Origin of the sequence: Kitasatospora sp. NPDC090308 (assembly GCF_044769485.1) — a bacterium.
Classification (GTDB): Bacteria; Actinomycetota; Actinomycetes; order Streptomycetales; family Streptomycetaceae; genus Kitasatospora; species Kitasatospora fiedleri.
Window position 1 is genome coordinate 78349 of sequence record NZ_JBIVXY010000018.1, and the last position, 18780, is coordinate 97128.

The window sequence follows — 18780 nt, forward strand, 5'->3', positions numbered from 1 at the left end:
GCGGGGTCAGCCCGCGGCGGCGGACGGGGCGACGGCGGCCGACACCAGCACGTCCTCCAGGTCGCCGAGGAACTCGGTCGCGGAGCGGGGGGCGAGGAAGCGCTCGTCGGCGCACAGTTGCAGGACGGCGCGTTCGCCGATGTGCTCCAGGAAGAGGAAGAACGTCGCCCCCATCGGCACCTGGTCCATGTCGGGCACGGAGAGCACGGTCTCGGCGCGCAGCGGGCGCGGGTCCGGGGCGTCCGCGGCCCGGGGCTCGGTGCCGGGGCGCCTGGCGGGTTCGACGCTGATGTCGTTGAAGAAGCAGTAGCCGCCCGCGGCCACCCCGCGTTCGGCGGCGGTCTCGCGGACGATCCGCTCGACCGTCCGCGGGTCGTACTCGCAGTTCTGGTACGCGGTCAGGGCCGCGAGCGAGGTCCGGCGCAGGTGGTCGTCGAAGGGGTCGGCGACGGACGGGACCCGGAGCAGGGCGTTCTGGTTGAAGGCGCCCACGAAGCGCCGGTTCCGGGCGTTGAACCTGGTCGCCACGATCAGCCGGACGGTGGCCTGGTCCTGTCCGGTGTACCGGGCCAGCAGTCGGGTGACCCCGCCCAGCACCGCCACCGGGCCGGTGACCCCGGCCCGGCCGGTCAGCAGCCGGACCGCCGCGGCGAGCGCGGGGGACTCGATCCGGCCCCAGCGCAGGTGCGGGGCGGAGGGCGGGGGGAGTTCGGCGAGCATGGGGGCGGGGGTCTCGCGGATCTGTTCGGCCCAGTGCGCCAGGGCCCGCTCCTCGCGCCGCCGCCCCAGGTCGGACCGCTCGTAGTCGAGGCGGTCCAGCGGCTGCGGCCCCCGGGCGGGGAGTTCCGCGCCGGCCAGCAGCGTCTCCAGGTCCTCCCGGACGATGCGGAAGCTCCAGGCGTCCACGGACATGTGGCTGATGGCGAGGACCAGCGCGGCGGGCGTGTCCCGCTCGGTGACCAGGACGGCCCGGAGCGGCAGGTCGCGGGCCAGGTCGAAGGGGAGGCCGCGCAGTTCGCGGTGGAGCTTCCCGGCGGTCTCGGCCGCGGCGCCCTCGGGGGCGTCGTGGACGTCGACCGCGATCCGGCCGCCGCCGACCACGGTCTGCCGGGGCTCGCCGCCCGACTCCTCGAACACCGTCCGGAGCGCGTCGTGGCGCGCCACGAGGACGGTCAGGGCCGCGGTGAGCCGCTCCGGTGTCGTCCCGGCGGGCAGCGGCAGCACGGTGGAGAGGGTCAGTGTGGTGTCGCCCGGGGGGAGCCAGTGGAGCACCTCCCAGATGGCCAGTTGCCCCCAGGTGAGTGCGCCGGCGCGGTCCGGCGCGGTCGGCAGGTCGACGTGGAGCTGTCGGTCGTCGTTCACGCGGGTTCTCCCCTTTTCCGCTGGTTCGACCCGCGCCGCGGCAGGACACGGCCAGGAATCGACTGTTGACGTACAGAAGCCAGGTTTTTACTGCAAGAAAATTTCACCGCAATGAAAATTGACGACGAGTCGGTCATGATGCGGGCACGGCCCCCGGGGGAATCGCGGGCGGCGGCACCCGGCGAGCGGGGGGCCGACATTTCCGGTTCACCTACTCTTCCGCTCCGGCGCCTTCCGTTTCCCCGGGAAGGGCGTCCGTCCGGTCGAGGCCGTAACGGTGAATCAGGTAGCCGGCCTGGAGCCGGTTCCTGGCCCCGACGTCGCGCAGGATCTCCGACACGTGGCGCTGGCAGGTCCGCAGCGACATGCCCAGCCGCCGCGCCACCACCTTGTCCTCGACCCCGTCGACCAGCAGCCTGATGATCGTCGCCTTGGTGTTGTCGGTGGTCTGCCGCACGGACGCCGGGTGGTTGTCCGCGTCGAACTCGGTCGCCTGGCTCCAGGCCCGCTCGAAGGACTCGTACATGAAGTGCACGATGCTGGGCTCGCGGACCAGCACCGCCCCGGCCGGCGTCTCGTTCAGCTCGATCAGGGCGACCTCCTGGTCGAACAGGAGCATCCGCATGAAGCCGTCCCCCAGCGTCCGCACCTCCGCGCCGTGCGCGGTGACGTGGGCGACGTAGGCGGCGGTCGGCGGGCTGTAGCGGGCCGTGTGCTGGTAGAGGGTGCGCATCCGCACCCCCCGGTTCAGCAGGCTCTCGGTGCGCTGCAGGGACTCGCGCAGCACCTCCTCGGTGCGGCCGCCGCCCGGCTGGGCGGTCAGCACCTCGCGGGTGCAGCCGGCCGACAGCTCGGTGATCAGCCGCCGCACGTCCGGCAGTTCGCGCACCACGGTGACCGTCTCGTCCCGGGCGCTGCGGGTGGTGGAGCGGTGGTACTCGACGGACAGCCGGGCGTAGACCGCCCGGGCCGCGTCCACCGTGCGCTGCTTCTGCTCCAGCTCCCGGACCAGCGGCGAGAGCAGCTGGACCCGGGCGCTGTCGGGGGCGACCGGGGCGATGAAGCCCTCGGACAGCAGTTGCGCGCTCACCAGCTTCAGCGCCCGGAGCTGTTCGACCGCGAGGTCGAACTCCGCCGGGCCGATCCCGATCTCGTCGCCGGCCCGGTCGCAGCGCAGCGGAGCGGGGAGGTCGAGGGCGTGGAGGTAGACCCGGAGCGCACCCTCGCTCAGGGCGATCGTGTCCAAGTCGTCCTGAAACTCCGAATCTGCCACTTTGGTCATCCCCTCGGATACGCGCAATGCAGTATGCCGAGCGCCCCCGTCCATTCGGCTCGTACCCGGCATGTAGCAAGGTAGCCCACGGGCCGCCGATTCGGCCGCTCCTCGGATGACTGGAGATCACGATGAACTCTTTCGCACGCCGCCTGGGACAGATCATCGGCGCCGCTCTCACGGCAGGTGCCGTGCTGAGCGCCGTGATCACGCTCCAGGGTCCGCACGCTCCGCGCACCACCGCCGTTGACGCGTCCGTCCGGATTTCCGGGGACGACCTGGGCTGGGGATGAGTCGGATGAATACCGTTCAGCCCGCCGACCGGACCGGATCCCCCTCCGCGAAGGAATCCACCGTGACAATTCCCCCGGCCGCGCCCAGCCGGATAGGCGTCTTCTGCGGCTCCCGTTCGGGCAGCCGGCCGGAGTACCTCCGGACCGCCCGTGACCTGGGTGCGGCGATCGCCCGCCGGGGCGGGAGCCTGGTCTACGGGGCCGGTGGCGTGGGCCTGATGGGCGCCGTCTCGCGGGCCGCCCACGAGGCCGGCGCCGAGGTGTTCGGCGTGATCCCGGACGCCCTGCACGAGCGCGAGCGCCTCGACGACGCCCGGGGCGAGGTCCTGGTCGTCGAGGGAATGCACACCCGGAAAGCGCTGATGTACGAAATGGCGGACGCCTTCGTCGTCCTCCCCGGCGGCTACGGAACGATGGACGAACTCATGGAGGTTTCCACCTGGAACCAATTGGGATTCCACTGGCGGCCGGTCGCCCTGGCCAATGTCGCGGGATTCTTCGACCCATTGATCACCCTCCTCGACCGGATGGTCGAGGAGGGATTCCTCGGCGCGGAGGAACGGGGATTCATCCGCTCCGGGAGAACCGCCGAGGAATGCCTCGACGCACTGATGCCGGCTCCGGCGGAATTCCTCTCCCGGTAGGGTCCGGCGGCCCGCCGGCCCGGTGCCGTCCGCGCTTTCCGGTCCGTTCACCGGGACGACAGCGCGTAGAGCGAGAGAATGGTCTCCAGCGTTCCCACCGAATCGGCCGGGGAGGAGAGCATCGGGCCCCCGTCGGCGACGCTGCGGCAGAAGTCGGCGATCTGCCGGCGGTGCGAGGTGCCGTAGTAGGACGTCCCGGGCGGCTCCTCCGCCAGGCCACGGCTGCTCTCCCGCTCCGCGAGGCGGACCAGCTCCGCCGACCCGTCCCAGCGCCGCAGCCGCCCCGGGTGGTCGAGGTCGAAGACCACCGAGCCCAGCTCGCCGACGATCTCGATCCGGGTGCGCCACTCCACGCTGCTCGCCACCGTCACGTTGAGCGTGACCGGCACGCCCGAGGCGGACAGCAGGCCGCTGAGGGTGTCCTCGGTCTCGATGACGCCGCCCAGCGCCCTGGCGGTGCGGACGGCGGCCGTCGTGGTGAGGTCGCCGCAGATCCAGCGCACCGCGTCCAGGCAGTGGTAGCCCTGGTTGATCAGGGCCGAGCCGCCCTCGCCCCGCCGGGTCCCGCGCCAGTAGCTCCCGGTGTAGTAGTCGGGCTCCCGCCGGGCCTGTAGGGTCGCGGAGGCGAAGACCAGCCGGCCGAGCAGCCCCCGGCCCACCCACTGCCGCACCGCCCGCACCACCGGGTCGTAGCGGTGCTGGGCGACCGTGGAGAGCACCAGGCCCCGCTCGGCGGCCAGCGCGACCAGCTGCCGGGCCTGCGCCGGGTCCAGGCAGAGCGGCTTCTCCACCAGGACGTGCTTGCCCGCCACCAGCGCCCGCTCCGCCAGGGGCCCGTGCTGCACGTGGTCCACCGCGATCGAGACGCTGGTGATCCCGGGGTCCGCGAACACCTCCTCGACGTCCTGCGCGGCGGTCGCGATCCCGTGCTCGCGGGCGAACTCCTTGACGTGGGGCTCCCGGTCGCAGGCCGTGGCGAGGACCCACCCGGGGACCCGGCCGAAGCCGTCCACGTGGTTGGCCGCGACCCGGCCGCACCCGATGAGCGCGTGTCTGTAGTCGGTCATCAGCGTTCTCCGCTCTCCGCTCCTGTGGTCCCGCCCCGGCCCGCGGGCCGGGGTCGGATGGGTCGGGGCCCCGTGGGCCGGACGTGCGTGGGCCGGGCGCTCACAGGTACCCGTAGCTGAGCCAGCCGCCGTCCACCACCAGGGTCTGCCCGGTGATGTAGTCGGCCTGCGCGGAGGCCAGGAAGAGGACGGGCCCGGTGACGTCCTCCGGCCGGCCGCGCCGCCGCATCGGGATCCGGCCGAGGATCTCGTCCTCGCTCAACTCGCCCGCCGCCACGGCCGGGTGCCTGGTCTCGATCCGGATCATGCCGGGGGCCACCGCGTTGACGTTCACCCCGCGCGCCGCCCACTCGACCCCGAGCACCCGGGTGAGCTGGAGGACCGCGCCCTTGCTCGCGGCGTAGGCGGCCCGCCCCGGGAAGGCCGTGAAGGACAGCAGCGAGGCGAAGTTGACGATCCGGCCCCGGCCGCGCTCCAGCATGCCGCGGCCGACCTCCTGGCAGACCAGCAGGGTGCCCAGCGCGTTGGTGGCCAGCAGCTCCCGCGAGTCCGCCTCCGCGGTGGACTCCGAGGGGCCCATCGAGAACAGACCCGCGCAGTTGACCAGCACGTCGATCGGCCCGAGCCGCTCCAGCACGGTGCCCACCCCGGCCCGGACCTGCTCGGCCCGCGACACGTCGAAGGGCACGCACAGCGCCGGGACGCCGGTCAGCGCGCCGATCTCCGCGGCGACCCGCTCCAGTTGGGCCGGGGTCCGGCTGGCCAGGGCCAGCCGGGCGCCCTCCCGGGCGAACTCCAGGGCGCAGGCGCGCCCGATGCCCCGGCCCGCCCCGGTCAGCAGCACGGTCTGCCCGGCGAAGCGCCCGGGCCCCGCCGCGGCGGCGGTCACCGGCGCCGGAAGACGCCGAGCCAGTGCCACTGGTCCGGGCGCTTCTCGGTCGGCAGGTTCCGGAAGCGGCGCAGCTCCTCGATCGAGAAGTGCTCCAGCGCCGGGCGGACCACGTCGTCGGAGGTCAGCCGGATCGGCCCGGAGCCCGGGGACATCCGGTCGGAGAAGCCGACCAGCACGAAGAGGCCGCCCGGGCGCAGCAGGCGGGCGGCCTCCCGGAGATAGTCGTCCCGGGCCTCGGGGCGCACGTTGTGGTAGACGAAGGAGTCGTGCACCACGTCGGCGCAGCCGTCCGGCAGCGGGGTGTGCAGGATGTCGCCCTCCACGAAGGCGGGGTCGCAGTCGTAGAAGCCGGCCAGTTCCCGGGCCTTGGCCAGGGCGGTGGCCGACCGGTCCACGCCGGTGACGCGCATGCCGTGGCGGGCCAGGAAGACGGCGTGGACGCCGGGTCCGCAGGCGAGGTCGACCACCTCGGAGCCGCGCGGGATCACCCCGTCGATGACGAGTTGCTGGAGCGCCGGGCTGACCGAGGTGGTGACCCAGGAGATCTCGGCCAGTTCCCGGTTGTCGTAGAGCGCGGCGAATCCCTGTTCCCAGCGGTCGGTGAAGGCTTGCATGTTCGTCTCCATGGGTCGTGACGGGGTGATGGCGGGTGGGGGCGGGCGGCGGGTGGTGGGTGGTGGCGGGGTGGTGGCGGCTCAGATCAGTGCGTGGAGTTCGACGTAGTCGGGGTTGGCGCGGCCCGCTCCGCTGCGGAGCCGGAGCCGCTGGACCTCGCCCTCCCGTCCGATCTCCTCGAACCCGGCCAGGCGGTAGACCATGTACATCGGCCGGTTGACGTCGTTGGCGAGGAAGTCGGCGGTGAGGTCGAGGCCGCGGGCGTCGGCCTCCCGGGCCAGCAGTGCCAGGACGGCGCCGCCCACGTTGCGGCCCATGACGCGGCAGGACATCAGGAAGAGCCGGATCCGCCACTGCGTCCCGTCGGTGCCGAGCAGGACCACGCCGACCGTCCCGTAGCCGCCGAACCGGTCCTCCAGGGTGATCACCAGCAGGGTCTGGTCCGGCCGGGGGATCAGCGCGGCCAGCTCCGCGGCGTCGAAGACCAGGCCGGTGGTGTTCAACTGGTGGGTGCGCTCGGTGAGTTCGGCAGCGCGCAGCAGGTCGTCCGGGGTGGCCTCGGCCACCGTGAGCCGCAGGCCGAGCGTCCGCAGGAACTCGGCGCGCGGCCCCTGGAACGACTCCTCGTAGTCGCGCCGGACCTCCGCCTCCCGGTAGAGGCGGCGGCGGCCGGCCGCCTCCGCGGTCACCGGCGGGTCGAAGCCCGGCAGGTCGGCCAGCTCCGCGGCGGCGGTGCTGTCCAGGCAGCGCACCTGCGGGTGGACGTCGGCGACCTCGGCGCGTTCGAAGGCGGAGTCGTCGATGAACACCAGGCTGTCCAGGCCGAGGTTGAGCTGCTCGGCGACGGCCGCGACCAGGGCGGACTTCGGCTCCCAGGAGATCTGCGGGCAGAGGAAGTACTCCGCCACCCCGAGCTGTTCGAGCCGGTCCCGGGCCCGGGCGGGTTCGTTCTTGCTGGCCACGGAGTGCAGGACGCCCCGCCGGTCGAGGGAGCGCAGGGTCTCCAGCACTCCCGGCCGCAGGCCGCCCGCGGTGCCCTCGGCCAGCACCCCCTCCCACAGGGTCTCGTCGAGGTCCCAGACGACGCACTTGACCGTGGCGGCCGGTGCCGTGACGGCCGGTTCACCCGACATGGTGTCCCTCCGGACCGGTCGACGGCAGGGCCCGGGCCGCGTGGTCGCGGAAGCGGGCCAGGGCCTGATCGGCGATCAGGTCCTGGAGCAGTTGGGTGTTGCCCTCGATGACCTCGAACACCCGGGCGTCCTGGACGAAGCGGTCGACCCGGCTCCCCTCCGCCAGGCCGGCCGCGCCGTGCAGTTGGGCGGCCGCGGCCGCGGCGGCGGTGGCGGCCCGGCTGGCGCCGAGCTTCGCCGTGAGGACGTGGCCCAGCGCCCACTCGTCGCCCTCGTCGAGGGCCGTCGCGGCGCGCCGGCAGAGCAGTTGCGCCGAGTCGACCGCGACCGCGGCGTCCGCCAGCAGTCCGCGCACCAGTTGGAGGCGGTGCAGCGGGCCGTCGAACTGGTGCCGCTCGATGGAGCGGTGCAGGGCCGCCGACAGCGCGGCCCCGGCCAGCCCCCACGCGCCGAAGGCCACGCAGAGCCGGCCCAGGGTCAGCGCGTCGGCGGCGATGTGCGACAGCGCGGCGCCGGGCCGCCCCAGCAGCCGGTCGGCGGGGACGCGGCACTCCCGGAGGACGAGTTCGGCGAGCCTGGCGTCCCGCAGGCCGCTGGTGCGCGGTGCCGGTTGCAGGTGGACCCCCGGATCGTCGCGGCGCACCAGGACCGCCAGGTCCCGGGTGCCGGTGCGGGCGAACACCAGGAAGACCCCGGCCTCCTGGCCGAAGGTGACCCAGCGCTTGCGCCCGTCGAGCACCCAGCCGCCCGGCACCTCGCGGGCGGTGGTGGCGATGCGGCGGACGTCGCTGCCGGCCGCCTCCTCGCTCAGCGCGAACGCCCCCAGCAGGCTGCCGTCGGCCAGCCGCGGCAGGTACTCGTCCCGCTGCCGGGCGCTGCCCCAGCGGACCAGCGCCCGGCAGACCATGCCGTGCACGGTCAGCAGGCTCTGCCGGGACGGCGACCGCTCGGCGACGGTGCGGTTGACCTCGCCGTAGCCGGCGTAACCGAGTTCCAGGCCGCCGTACGCCCGGGGCACCAGCGCGCCCAGGGCGCGCGCGGCGGTGGGGCGGTCGGTGAACTCCGCCGCCAGCTCCGGGGCCAGTCCGGTGATCATGCCCGCTGCTTCCGGGCCACGAAGGCGGTGATGGCGGCGAGGGAGTCGAAGTTGTCGACCTCCAGGTCGTGGTCGAGCACCCGGACCCCGAAGCGGCGCTCCAGGTGGCCGATCAGCTCGACCGCCGCCAGCGAGTCCAACAGGCCGCCGGTCAGCAGGTGTTCGGCTTCGAGGGAGGCGGGGTCGTCGACGTAGCGGGAGAGGAAGCGCGCCACCTCGGACCGGATCTGGGCCGGTGCCGCCGGGTCCGCGGGCGCCGTCGGCGCCACGGGATTGGTCATGGGGTCTCCCCGTCCGAGTAGTAGTGGAAGCCCTGTCCGCTCTTGCGGCCGGTCCGGCCTTCGGCGGCCATCCGGAGCAGGGCGGGAGAGGGGGTGAAGCGCTCCGGGCCGTAGTGCCCGCGCAGCACGTCGAGGGTGTGGACGATGGTGTCGATGCCGATCAGGTCGGCGGTGCGCAGCGGCCCGGTGCGGTGCCCGAGGCAGCCGCGGAACAGCCGGTCCACCTGCTGCGGGGTGGCCACTCCGTCGTCGACCAGGGCCGCCGCCTCGCTGATGAACATCATCAGGCAGCGGTTGATGACGAACCCGGCCCGGTCCTCGACCACCACGGTCTCCTTGCCGAGCCGGCCGAGGAGTTCCTCCAGGCCGTGCAGCGCCCAGGCCGCGGTGTACGGCGTGCGCACCACCTCGACCATGGTGGAGGCGCCGACCGGGTTCATGAAGTGCGCCCCGACCATCCGCTCGGGGTGGCCGGTGGCCAGCGCGAGGCCGGAGACCGGCACCGCGGAGGTGTTCACCGCCACCACCGCCCGCGGTGCCAGGACCTCGTCGAGGGCGCGGTGGACGCGCTCCTTCACCTCCGGGTCCTCGATCACGTTCTCGATCACCAGGCCGCAGTCCGCCAGCGCGGCCAGCTCCCCGGTGACGGTCAGCCGCCCGGGCCGTTCGGCGCCGGCGCGGCTCCCGGAGAGCCGGGCCAGCCGGGCCGCGGCGCTCGCCCGGCTCTCGGCGGTGGCCCGCTGCCGGGGGTCGGAGTCGTGCAGGACGGTGTCGATGCCGGCGGCGGTCAGGCTCTGGGCCAGGCTGACGCCCATGACCCCGGCGCCGACCACGCCCACGGCGGGGTGGTTCATCTGCTGCCTCCAGTGGCGTGCCAGGTGGTGATGTGGGCGGCCATCCGGCCGAGTCTCGACTCCTGGAAGACCGCGACCGCCGGTACGTGGAACCCGAGCCGCTCCTCGATGCCGAAGACCAGCTGGACGCTCATCAGCGAGTCGCCGCCGAGTTCGAAGAAGTCGTCCTCGGCCGTCAGGTCCTCCACTCCGAGGACCTCCTCCCACAGTTCGGCCAGCACCGCGGCCACGGCGTCCGGGTCACCGTCCCCGGCCCCGTCCCCGTCCCCGGCTCCAGCGGGCTCGGGGACGGGTGCGGGCGCGGGGACGGGTGCGGGCGCGGGTGCCGGTGCGGCGGGGCCGGGCGAGAGCAGGCCGGCCGGGCCGCCCTCGGCGACGAACAGGGGCCGTTCGTCCAGCGCGGTGGGCGGCAGGGCGGCCGGCGGCGGGAGCGGTCCGCCGCCGAGCCGTTCCCAGTCGAGGTCGCAGCCGCGCTGCCACAGCTGCCCGAGGGCGTGCAGCAGCACCTCGGCGTCGGACTCGTTCTGGTACTCCCGGCGCACGGTCGCCACCACCGCGGCGTGGTCGTCGCCGACGGCCCGGGCCTGGGCGGCCAGGGTCCGCAGCTGTCCGGGCCCGACCTCCAGCAGGACGTCGCACTCCTTCGCCGCGGTGGCCAGGGCCTGGCCGAACAGGACCGGCGAGGTGAGCTGCCGGTACCAGTACTCCGGGTCCCGGAGTTCGGCGCGGACCCAGGTGCCGGTGGTGTTGGAGGCCAGCGCGACCGTCGGGGCCGACAGGGTCAGGCTGCCGAGCAGGGCGCGCAGCTCCTCCCCGGCGGGCGCCAGCAGCGGGGTGTGGAACGCGTGGCGCACCGGGAGCAGCCGGCCCTGGAGGCCGCGCCGGTTGAGCCGGTCCACCACCTCGAGGACCGCCGCCCGCTCACCGGCCAGCACGCTGCTGCGGGGCGAGTTGACCGCCGCCAGCCAGACCCCGGGGCCGGTCAGCTCCTCGGCCTCGGCCCGGGAGAGGCTCACCGCGAGCATCGCCCCCTCGGGCAGCGCCGCCACGGCGCGGGCCCGCTCGACGACCACCCGCAGGGCGTCCTCCTCGGTGAAGACCCCGGCCACCGTGGCGGCGGTGAGCTCCCCGAGGCTGTGCCCGGTGACGGCGGCCGGCCGCACCCCGAGCGCCTGGAGGCTGCGGGCCAGCGCGAGTTGCAGCGAGAACAGCACGGCGTGCGAGGCGACCGGGTCGAAGACCTCGTCGGTGGAGGTGCCGCGCCCGTCGTCGACCAGGCGGCGGAGGTTGAAGACCGCGCCGGTGCGGGCGCCCGGCCCGGCCTGGGCGTCCGGGGCGAGCAGGCGGCGCAGGTCCTGGCCGAGCCGGTCGCCGCAGTCGCCGAGGTAGCGGTCCAGCCGGGCGGTGAACCCGGGCAGGGCGCGGTGCAGACCGGCCCCCATGCCGGGGTAGTGGTCGCCGACGCCGGGGAAGACGAGGCCGACGGCCGGGGCCGTGGCCGGGGCGGGCCGCGCGGCGGCGGGCGGGGCGGGGGAACGCAGTCCGGCCGCGAGCGCGGACGGGTCCGACCCCACCGCGAACCGGCGGTGACGGCGGTGGCGGCGGCCGCGCTGGGAGGCGGCGGCCGCCTCGGCGGGCGTGGCGGCGCCGGTGTCGATCGCGGCCGCCCAGTCGGCGGAGGTCCGCTCCAGCGCCCCTTCGGTGTGCGCGGAGACCAGGACCACGGCGGCGGCGGCCGTCGGCGGGGCGGCGGCCGGGCGGGCCGGCGGCTCCTCGACGATCACGTGGGCGTTGGTCCCGCCGAGCCCGAAGGCGCTGACGGCGGCCCGGCGCACGCCGGGGTGGGGCCAGGTCTCCACCGCCCTGGGCAGCGACAGCCCGGAGGTCTCCCGGGTCACGTACTCGGCGGGCAGGCCCACGTTGATGGTCGGCGGCACCAGGCCGTGCCGGACGCTCAGCACCGCCCGGACGAACCCCGCCAGCGCGGAGGCCTCCCGCAGGTGGCCGATGCCGGACTTGACCGAACCCACCCGGGTCGGCCGGACCGCGCCGTAGACCCGGGCCAGGGCGGACCACTCGGCGGCGTCCCCGAGCGGGGTGCCGGAGCCGTGCGCCTCCACCGAGCCGACGGTGTCCGGGTCGGTCTCGGAGAACAGCAGGGCGTCGCGGACCAGCAGTTCCTGGGCCCGGGCGCTGACGGAGGCGTAGCCGCTCTTGGCACCGTCGTTGTTGACGGCGGAGCCGCGGACCACCGCGCTGATCCGGTCGCCGTCCGCGACCGCGTCCTCCAGCCGCTTCAGGACGACCGCGACCACGCCGTCGCCGGCCACCGCGCCGCCCGCCCGGGCCGAGAACGGCCGGCAGACTCCGTCCGCGGAACCGATGCCGCCCTCCAGGTAGAGGTAGCCGTGGCTGTCGGGGACGCGCAGGGCGGCGGCGCCCGCCACGGCGACGTCGCACTCCTGCGCGGCCAGGCTCTGGCAGGCCTGGTGCAGGGCGACCAGCCCGGTCGAGCAGGCCGACTGCACGGTGACGGCGGGGCCGGTCAGGCCCAGCCGGTAGGCCACCTTGGTGGTGCTGTGGTCCTTCTCGTTGCCGATCTCCAGGGCCAGTTCGTTGACTGTCTCGCCGCGGGAGGCGAGCACCGCCCGCACCAGCTCCTCGTGCCGGTTGCGGCCCACGCCCGCGAACACCCCCACCCGGCCGGGGCCGGTGCCGGGGACGACGCACGCGTCCTCCAGGGCGCGGTGCACCGTGGTCAGCAGGAGCCGGTGCTGCGGATCGGTGGAGAGCGCCTCCTTGGGGGACATCCCGAAGAACGCCGGGTCGAAGTCGTACGGCGCGGCGATCCGTCCGGACGCGCCCAACCACCGTGCGTCGTCCAGGAGTTCGTCGGCGACCGTACCGCGGAGCAGGTCGGACGGCGTACGGGTGATGCAGTCCTGGCCGGCGAGCAGGTTCTGCCAGAACGCGTCGAGGTCCGCCGCGCCGGGCAGCCGGCCCGACATGCCGATCACGGCGATGTGCGTCACCGTCGCTCACCCCCTTCGGCCGCGGCGGCCCGCTGGGCCTCGCGCAGGGCCCGCCGCCGGGAGCGCTCGCCCGCGGCGGCCGACGGCCCGGCCGGGGTCGGGGCGGCGGCGGGCGGTCCGGGCGGTCCGGGCGGTCCGGGCGGTCCGGACCGGACGGGGGCGGCCGGGACGGGGACGACCGGGACGGGCGCGGTGGCGAGCGGTTCGGCCGGGGCCGGGGCGGTCGGCCGGAGCAGCCGCTCCTGGGACAGGACGGTCGGCGCGCCGAGCAGGTCCGCCAGGTCGAGCCGGATCCGGAACTCGTCCTGGACCGCGGCCCGCAGCAGCATCAGGCGCAGCGAGTCGCCGCCCACCGCCGTGAAGGCGTCGTCGACACCGATCTCGTGCAGTTGCAGGATGGTGCGCCAGATCCCGAGCAGGCGCTCCTGCGCCGGGGTGCGGGGCCGGGTCGGCGCGGGCAGGTCCGGCGGCCGGACCCGGGCGGGCAGCCGGAGCGAGGCGCGGTCGAGCTTGCCGCTGTAGAGCTGCGGCAGCCGGGGGACCCAGGCGACGTGCCGCGGCAGCATCCAGGCCGGCAGCCGGTCGGCCAGGAACGCCCGCAGCTCGTGCTCCGCGGGGGCGTGCTCCTCCCCCACCGCGAAGGCGACCAGGAACGCGCCCTGCTCGCGGTCGGGGTACCCGACCACGGCGGCGTCCCGGACGCCCGGGTGCTCGCGGAGCCAGAACTCGACCTCGGTCGGCTCGACCCGCTGGCCGCGCACCTTGACCTGGAGGTCCCGGCGCCCGCGGTACTCCAGGGAGCCGTCGGCGCGGTGCCGGGCGAGGTCGCCGGTGCGGAAGAGCAGCGGGGTGCGCGGGTCGCCGAAGGGGTTGGCGACGAAGCGCTCCGCGGTGCGCTCCGGGTCGCGGTGGTAGCCGGTCGCCACGCCGGGGCCGCCGACCCAGACCTCGCCGACCAGCCCGGGGGGCACCCGGCGCCCCCGGTCGTCGCAGAGGTAGACCCGCATGTCGAGGGGGTGGCCGATGACGGAGGCGTCCTCGGGCCGCTCGTCCAGGCCGTCCTTGCGGTGCGCCACGTAGTCGGCCTCGGTCAGGGTGAAGGTGTTGTGCACCTGGTAGCCCATGGCCCGGACCCGGTCCTCCAGGTCGCGGTGCAGCGCCTCGCCGCCGACGAACACGTGCCGCAGCGCGGGGCACCGGGCGAAGTCGGGGTTGGCGGCCAGCACCCGGAGCATCGAGGGGACGCAGCTCAGCACGGAGACGCGTTCGCGCCGCAGCAGGTCGACCAGGTACTGGTCGTCGCGCTCGCCGCCGGGCTCGGCGATCACGGCGGTGCCCCCGGTCGCCAGCGGCCACAGGAACTCCCGTGAGCTGATCGGGAGTTTGAGCAGGTGGCGGTCGTCCGGGCCGACCGCGTACATGGACTGTTCGAGGAAGATCCGGGTGGTGTGCAGGCGGTGCGGCCGCAGCACGCCCTTGGGGGTGCCGGTGGAGCCCGAGGTGAACAGGATGTAGGCCGGGCTCTCCGGGCCGACGACCACGTCCGGGGCGTGGTCCGGCCCGGGCTCCGCCGGGTCGGGCAGCGCGTCGAAGGCCAGCTCGGGCAGTCCGGTGCCGAGCTCGGGGGCGCCCGGTCCGGTCAGGACCAGCCGCGGCCGGCTCACCTCGACGAACTGCCGCAGCCGCGCGACGGGGTAGGCCGGGTCGAGGTGGACGAAGACGCAGCCCGCCTTCAGCACGGCGAGCAGCGAGGTGAACAGGCCGATCGAGCGGTCGCCGCCGACCGCGACGACGTCGCCGGGCCGGGCCCCCGCCCCGATCAGCCGGTGCGCGGCCCGGTTGGAGGCCAGGTCGAGTGCGCGGTAGCTGAGCCGCTGTTCGCCCATGGCCAGGGCGCAGGCGTCCGGGGTGCGCCACGCCTGGAGCTGGAACAGCTGGTGCAGGGTGATCGGCGGGTACTCCGGCAGCCGCTCCGGGGTCCCGCCGTTCCGGACGAGTTCGTCCGCGGTGAGCACCTCGACCGCGGCCAGCGGCGGCCGGTCCGGCCGGACCAGCTCGGCCGCGAGCCGGTCCAGGTGGCCCGCCATCGCCGCGACCGTCTCCTCGGTGAACACCGCCGGGTCCCAGCGGGCCTCCAGGCCCCGGTCGGTGGCGGTCCAGACCAGGTCCGCCCCGGTGTCGTTCCCGTCGGCGGCGTCCGCGTCGGCGTCTGGATCGGCGGCGTCTGGATCGGCGGCGCCGGCCGTGATCCGGATCCGCACCGCGGCCGGTCCGGCCGTCGGCGCGGGGGCGTCGGCGGCGGCGTCGGCGGCGGTGGCGGTCACCAGCGCGTCCCAGTCGGCTCCGGCTCCGGCGTCGGCCAGGTACCGCTGCGCCGCGGCCGGGGACCCGCAGCCCGGCCCGGCGGCGAGCTGGAGCGGCAGGCCGTAGCGCTCCGTCAGGAGGGCGAGGGCGGCGGTCAGTTGCCGCTCCGCGGGGAGGTGCGGCGCGGCGCGGCGGAGCGCGCTCCAGCCGGCCGACCGCCAGGTGTGCCGCCGGCGGGTCGCGGGCCCCGGAGCGGCCGGGCGTTGTGGCCTGGTGAACATGGTTTCCTCTCCGATCAACTGCGCAGAACGGCGGCGGCGGCCGCCAGCCCGGTGGATGCTCCGTAGGTGACACCGATGATCTTGGAGGAGCAGTCGCCGGTGAAGTAGAGGCCCGGGACGCTGCTCTCCAGGTCGGTGGAGAGCTCGATGGCGGGGAACAGGCGCTCCACCACCGGGGCCGCGACCACCGTCTCCGGCCCGATCAGCCCGGGCGCGACCGCTTCCAGGCTGTCGACCATCGCGGCGATGTCGGCGACCCGCCGCGGGCCCAGGACCTCGGCCAGGTCCGTCCACCGCGCCTGCACCAGGCTGGTGCCGGGCCGGTCCGCGCAGCGGCCCCGGCCGAGCAGTTCGATCAGCGGCTGCACCACCGGGAGGCCGTCTCCGGCGGCCGTGGCGCGGCGGCTGAAGTCCAGCGCGTACCGGGTGCCGTCGCCGCCCGGCGGTACCCGCACCGTGGTGACGATGCCGAAGTTGGTGCGCCGGGTGGGCGTGGTCAGGCAGTGCTGCCCGTCCAGCACCACGGTGTCCTGGAAGGCGTACTGCATGATCCGGCCGCCCTCGCAGACGCAGAAGGTCCGGACCGGGTCGCCGTCCCGGTTGAGGAAGGTGAACTTGGGGTTCTGGCAGGAGGCGGTCAGCGGGGCGGCCAGCTGCCGCGTGGTCTCCAGCCGGACGCCGACGTCCACCGTCGGGCTGGGCCGGTGGGCCACCGCGTTGCGGTCGAGCACCTCGCGGACCCAGCCGAGGCCGAGCTTGCCCACCGCCACGATGACGTTCCTGGCCCGGAACACGGTGCCGGCGGCGCCGACCAGCCAGGTGCCGTCCTCGGCCCGGACGACCGACTCCGCGCGGGTGCGCAGGTGCAGGCGCAGTCCGGCCGCGACCGCGTCGGCCACCAGGCCGTCGATCATGCCGAGCGCCTCGTCCACGGTGACCGCCTGCGACAGCGCCTCGTCCGCGAGCGCGAACCCGCTCGGCGGCACGCCGCAGGAGGCGGGCGGCGGCGGCCCGGGCCGGGGCGGCCGGAGGCCGAAGCGGTGCATCAGCCGGTAGACGTCCCGGACCGCGTCGGCCGCCCGGTCGAAGCTCCCCAGCGTCCGTTCCAGGCCGCTGTAGGTCCGGACGCCGCCGCGGCCGTCCTGCTCGATCTTGGACTTGGACAGGCCGCTGACGTACCCGAGGTTGGTGTCGAAGTGGAAGGCGGCGCCGCCCAGTCCGGTCAGGCAGTCGCAGCGGTTGCACTGCAGCCGGAACTTCTCCGCGGACCGGACCGTGCGGCCGCCCATCCGCGCCGACACCTTCGGGCACAGGCTCTGGCGCATGTCGCCGCCCGCCTCCAGCAGCGCGACCCGCGCGCCGCCGGTGGCCAGCCGCCAGGCGGCGAACAGGCCGGCCGGGCCGGCCCCGACGACCACCGCGTCCAACAGCTCCGGCTCAGCCACGGCCGACCCCCGACCAGCGCGGGGTCTCGGCCTCGAACCGCTCGGTGAACGGCCGGAAGAACAGGTGGCCGGTGGGCCGGCCCTGGTCCTCGATGCGGCGGATCATCCAGTGGCAGAGCACCGGGGTCAGCGCCACCACGGACTCGACGTCCTGGCCGGTGAGCCGCGCGTAGTGGCGGAACGCCCGGTCGGCGGCGGTGCGGAAGGCGTTCTCGCCGTGGAAGACCCGCTCGTACAACCAGTCGAAGCCGCGGTCCGGGTAGTCGGGGAAGGCGATCAGCGCCGCGGTGACGACCAGGTTGAGGACGTCGAGGGCGGGCAGGCCGACCGGGCGGTAGTCCTCCCAGTCGATGAGCGACATCCGGCCGGCGCGGTCGACGCGCAGGTTCCACGGCCCGAGGTCGCCGTGGGTGGGGGCGAGCCGGGCCCGCTCCAGCCGCTCCAGCGTGACGGCCGGGAGGCGGACCCCGGCCGGCAGGTAGGCCGCGGCCACCTCCCCGGGGACGGCTCCGACCGGGCGCGGCCCCTGCCGGTGCAGCCGGGCCGCCAGCTCGACGCCGGCGCACAGCACGGCGGGCCACTCCTCGGGCCGGGCGGCGGCCATGAAGGCCGGGAAGTCGGTGGCCGGCACGTGGCTCATCACGAAGCCCCGGTCGAGCCTGCCGACCGGACGCGGGCGCGGCAGGTCGAGCCCGCCGAGCCCGGACAGCAGCTCCCACTCCCGGTCGACCATGTCGTCCTGCGGGTCCAGCGGGACCTTGGCCACGTAGCGGGGCTCCCCGCGGACCGCGGTCTCGACGAACAGCCGCTGGCGCTGCTTGCGCTCGCTGCGCGGGACCCAGGTCCGGAAGGTGATCCCGGTCGGCTCCGCGCCGTCGAGGCGGCGGTGCAGCGCGAGCATCGACTCCTCGGTGCGGGACAGGCACTCCCGGTACGCGTCGGTGTTCACCGGGCGCCCCCGACCAGCTCGTCGGCCGGGGCCGGCAGGACCTCGCCGAGCAGCGCCGAGAAGGACGGGCCCTGGAGCAGCGCGCGCAGTTCGGCCACGCCGTCCGCCCGGTCCTCCGGGCCGAGGCCGACGAAGCTCTCGATCCGCTCGTTCATGCCGCGGCGGAACAGCGCGTACCCGCCGTCGTCCGCCAGCAGCCGGCCGACGTGGCCGACGATCGCGGCGGTGCCCTCGAAGTCGTCGGCCGGCACCTCGTACCCGGGGATCAGGTCGGAGAACCGGCTGCCGTGCCGTTCGAACAGGGTGCCGGCCAGCCCCTCCAGGTTGCTGATGTGGCCGTAGTGCTGCTCCGGGAGGGCCATCGGGAAGTGTCCCAGCAGCAGCGCCTCGTGAATGGCCGTCAGGCCCGGGGTGAGCAGGTAGTGCCGGGCGGAGGCCACCGCGGGGATGAAGGCCCGGTGGGACAGGCAGCGGAACTCCGCCGTCCGGCCCCCGACCGCGACCCGCGCGGCCCGGTCGCCGCCGTAGCTGCCCCCGCAGACCGCGACCCGGTCGAACCGCGGCCAGTCGGCCAGCAGGTCCGGGATCCAGCGCGAGACCAGGTGCAGGTACGCGTTGTGGTGGTCGTAGTCGAGCAGGAAGTTCTTGAAGCCGCCGATGTTGACCATCAGGTCGACGGCGTCCTCGGCCGCCCGGGGGACGTCGGCCAGGGCCGGCTCGTCCACGATCGGCCCGGTCAGGTGGGCCCCGACGGCGCCGAGCGCGCGGAGTTCGGCGATCCGCTCGGCCACGCCCGGGAAGTTCTGCGCCGCGGAGACGTCCGCGAGCAGGTGCGCCGCGAAGACCTGCTCGTGCGGGGACAGCTCCGCCAGCACCTCGGCCGGCGGGGCGGAGCCGGTCCGCCGGGAGCGCTCGCACAGCTCGGCGATCCGCCAGGCCGGGGTGTCGAGCTTCCAGAAGGCGAGCAGGCTGTCGACGAGCAGCACCGGCCGGCCGGCGGCGACGGCGCGGAACACCAGGTCGGCGTCCATCACCGAAACCACCCAGTCGGCCCGCCGGATCTCCCGGTCCAGCGCCCCGGCGTCGGCGGCGATGTCGACGAACTCGTCGAAGGCGTCGGCGTTGCGGTGGGCGAAGTCCGCGGCGACGGTGACTCCGGTGAAGACGCGGTGGTGCCCGTCCAGGGCACGGGAGACGGCGGTGAGTTTGGATATCGGGCCAAAGCCGCAGCTCTGGGCGCCGAGCAGGATGCGCATCAG

At 75.0% G+C, this 18780-nt stretch carries 15 protein-coding genes; 1 reads left to right on the forward strand and 14 read right to left on the reverse strand.

Annotation, left to right across the window (positions count from 1 at the left end; translation table 11 throughout):
• Positions 1-6: 6 nt before the first annotated feature.
• Positions 7-1362: a condensation domain-containing protein gene (locus ACIQVD_RS30085; protein ID WP_402292310.1), complete on the reverse strand. Its 1356-nt coding sequence runs from the start codon at positions 1360-1362 to the stop codon at positions 7-9.
• A gap of 211 nt (positions 1363-1573) precedes the next feature.
• Positions 1574-2608: a hypothetical protein gene (locus ACIQVD_RS30090; protein ID WP_400690914.1), complete on the reverse strand. Its 1035-nt coding sequence runs from the start codon at positions 2606-2608 to the stop codon at positions 1574-1576.
• Between the two features lie 382 nt (positions 2609-2990).
• Between ACIQVD_RS30090 and ACIQVD_RS30095 the strand changes: the two genes are divergently transcribed.
• A complete protein-coding gene (locus ACIQVD_RS30095; RefSeq protein ID WP_400690911.1) occupies positions 2991-3572 on the forward strand; it encodes a TIGR00730 family Rossman fold protein in 582 nt (193 codons plus the stop codon).
• 47 nt (positions 3573-3619) lie between these two features.
• On the opposite strand, the gene ACIQVD_RS30100 is transcribed toward ACIQVD_RS30095, so the two are convergent.
• The 12 genes from ACIQVD_RS30100 to ACIQVD_RS30155 all read right to left on the reverse strand — a co-directional run bounded on the left by ACIQVD_RS30100 (position 3620) and on the right by ACIQVD_RS30155 (position 18777).
• Entirely contained in the window at positions 3620-4639 is a 1020-nt protein-coding gene (locus tag ACIQVD_RS30100) for a Gfo/Idh/MocA family protein (protein WP_402292311.1), read from the reverse strand.
• Between the two features lie 100 nt (positions 4640-4739).
• Positions 4740-5528, reverse strand: a complete 789-nt coding sequence (locus tag ACIQVD_RS30105; protein WP_400690905.1) for an SDR family NAD(P)-dependent oxidoreductase — start codon at positions 5526-5528, stop codon at positions 4740-4742.
• On the reverse strand, positions 5525-6145 hold the full coding sequence (locus tag ACIQVD_RS30110) for a class I SAM-dependent methyltransferase (protein WP_400690902.1): 621 nt from the start codon (positions 6143-6145) through the stop codon (positions 5525-5527). Before ACIQVD_RS30110 ends, ACIQVD_RS30105 begins: the two co-directional genes overlap by 4 nt.
• Positions 6146-6226: 81 nt before the next feature.
• Positions 6227-7279, reverse strand: coding sequence for an HAD-IIIC family phosphatase (locus ACIQVD_RS30115; RefSeq protein ID WP_402292312.1), 1053 nt, complete (start codon positions 7277-7279; stop codon positions 6227-6229).
• Complete coding sequence (locus tag ACIQVD_RS30120) at positions 7269-8375, reverse strand: acyl-CoA dehydrogenase family protein (RefSeq protein WP_402292313.1); 1107 nt, start codon at positions 8373-8375, stop codon at positions 7269-7271. Before ACIQVD_RS30120 ends, ACIQVD_RS30115 begins: the two co-directional genes overlap by 11 nt.
• The gene (locus ACIQVD_RS30125; protein WP_100839947.1) at positions 8372-8656 is read right to left on the reverse strand and encodes an acyl carrier protein; all 285 of its coding nucleotides are present in this window, start codon (positions 8654-8656) and stop codon (positions 8372-8374) included. Before ACIQVD_RS30125 ends, ACIQVD_RS30120 begins: the two co-directional genes overlap by 4 nt.
• Positions 8653-9510 (reverse strand): 3-hydroxyacyl-CoA dehydrogenase family protein, encoded by an 858-nt coding sequence (locus tag ACIQVD_RS30130; protein ID WP_400690892.1) that lies wholly within the window; start codon positions 9508-9510, stop codon positions 8653-8655. Before ACIQVD_RS30130 ends, ACIQVD_RS30125 begins: the two co-directional genes overlap by 4 nt.
• A complete protein-coding gene (locus ACIQVD_RS30135) occupies positions 9507-12542 on the reverse strand; it encodes a beta-ketoacyl synthase N-terminal-like domain-containing protein (RefSeq protein ID WP_402292314.1) in 3036 nt (1011 codons plus the stop codon). Before ACIQVD_RS30135 ends, ACIQVD_RS30130 begins: the two co-directional genes overlap by 4 nt.
• A complete protein-coding gene (locus ACIQVD_RS30140; protein WP_402292315.1) occupies positions 12539-15127 on the reverse strand; it encodes an amino acid adenylation domain-containing protein in 2589 nt (862 codons plus the stop codon). The genes ACIQVD_RS30135 and ACIQVD_RS30140 overlap by 4 nt, the downstream gene beginning before the upstream one ends.
• A gap of 14 nt (positions 15128-15141) precedes the next feature.
• On the reverse strand, positions 15142-16572 hold the full coding sequence (locus ACIQVD_RS30145; protein ID WP_400690883.1) for an FAD-binding protein: 1431 nt from the start codon (positions 16570-16572) through the stop codon (positions 15142-15144).
• A complete protein-coding gene (locus tag ACIQVD_RS30150) occupies positions 16565-17521 on the reverse strand; it encodes a phosphotransferase family protein (protein ID WP_402292316.1) in 957 nt (318 codons plus the stop codon). The genes ACIQVD_RS30145 and ACIQVD_RS30150 overlap by 8 nt, the downstream gene beginning before the upstream one ends.
• A complete protein-coding gene (locus tag ACIQVD_RS30155; RefSeq protein ID WP_400690878.1) occupies positions 17518-18777 on the reverse strand; it encodes a hypothetical protein in 1260 nt (419 codons plus the stop codon). Before ACIQVD_RS30155 ends, ACIQVD_RS30150 begins: the two co-directional genes overlap by 4 nt.
• Between the last annotated feature and the right edge of the window lie 3 nt (positions 18778-18780).

What these genes read in the sequence shown, in the direction of transcription:
- ACIQVD_RS30100 (WP_402292311.1), bottom strand. Translation starts at nt 4,639, where the DNA reads ATGACCGACTACAGACACGCGCTCATCGGGTGCGGCCGGGTCGCGGCC.
- ACIQVD_RS30110 (WP_400690902.1), bottom strand. Translation starts at nt 6,145, where the DNA reads ATGCAAGCCTTCACCGACCGCTGGGAACAGGGATTCGCCGCGCTCTAC.
- ACIQVD_RS30115 (WP_402292312.1), bottom strand. Translation starts at nt 7,279, where the DNA reads ATGTCGGGTGAACCGGCCGTCACGGCACCGGCCGCCACGGTCAAGTGC.
- ACIQVD_RS30120 (WP_402292313.1), bottom strand. Translation starts at nt 8,375, where the DNA reads ATGATCACCGGACTGGCCCCGGAGCTGGCGGCGGAGTTCACCGACCGC.
- ACIQVD_RS30125 (WP_100839947.1), bottom strand. Translation starts at nt 8,656, where the DNA reads ATGACCAATCCCGTGGCGCCGACGGCGCCCGCGGACCCGGCGGCACCG.
- ACIQVD_RS30130 (WP_400690892.1), bottom strand. Translation starts at nt 9,510, where the DNA reads ATGAACCACCCCGCCGTGGGCGTGGTCGGCGCCGGGGTCATGGGCGTC.
- ACIQVD_RS30140 (WP_402292315.1), bottom strand. Translation starts at nt 15,127, where the DNA reads ATGTTCACCAGGCCACAACGCCCGGCCGCTCCGGGGCCCGCGACCCGC.
- ACIQVD_RS30155 (WP_400690878.1), bottom strand. Translation starts at nt 18,777, where the DNA reads ATGCGCATCCTGCTCGGCGCCCAGAGCTGCGGCTTTGGCCCGATATCC.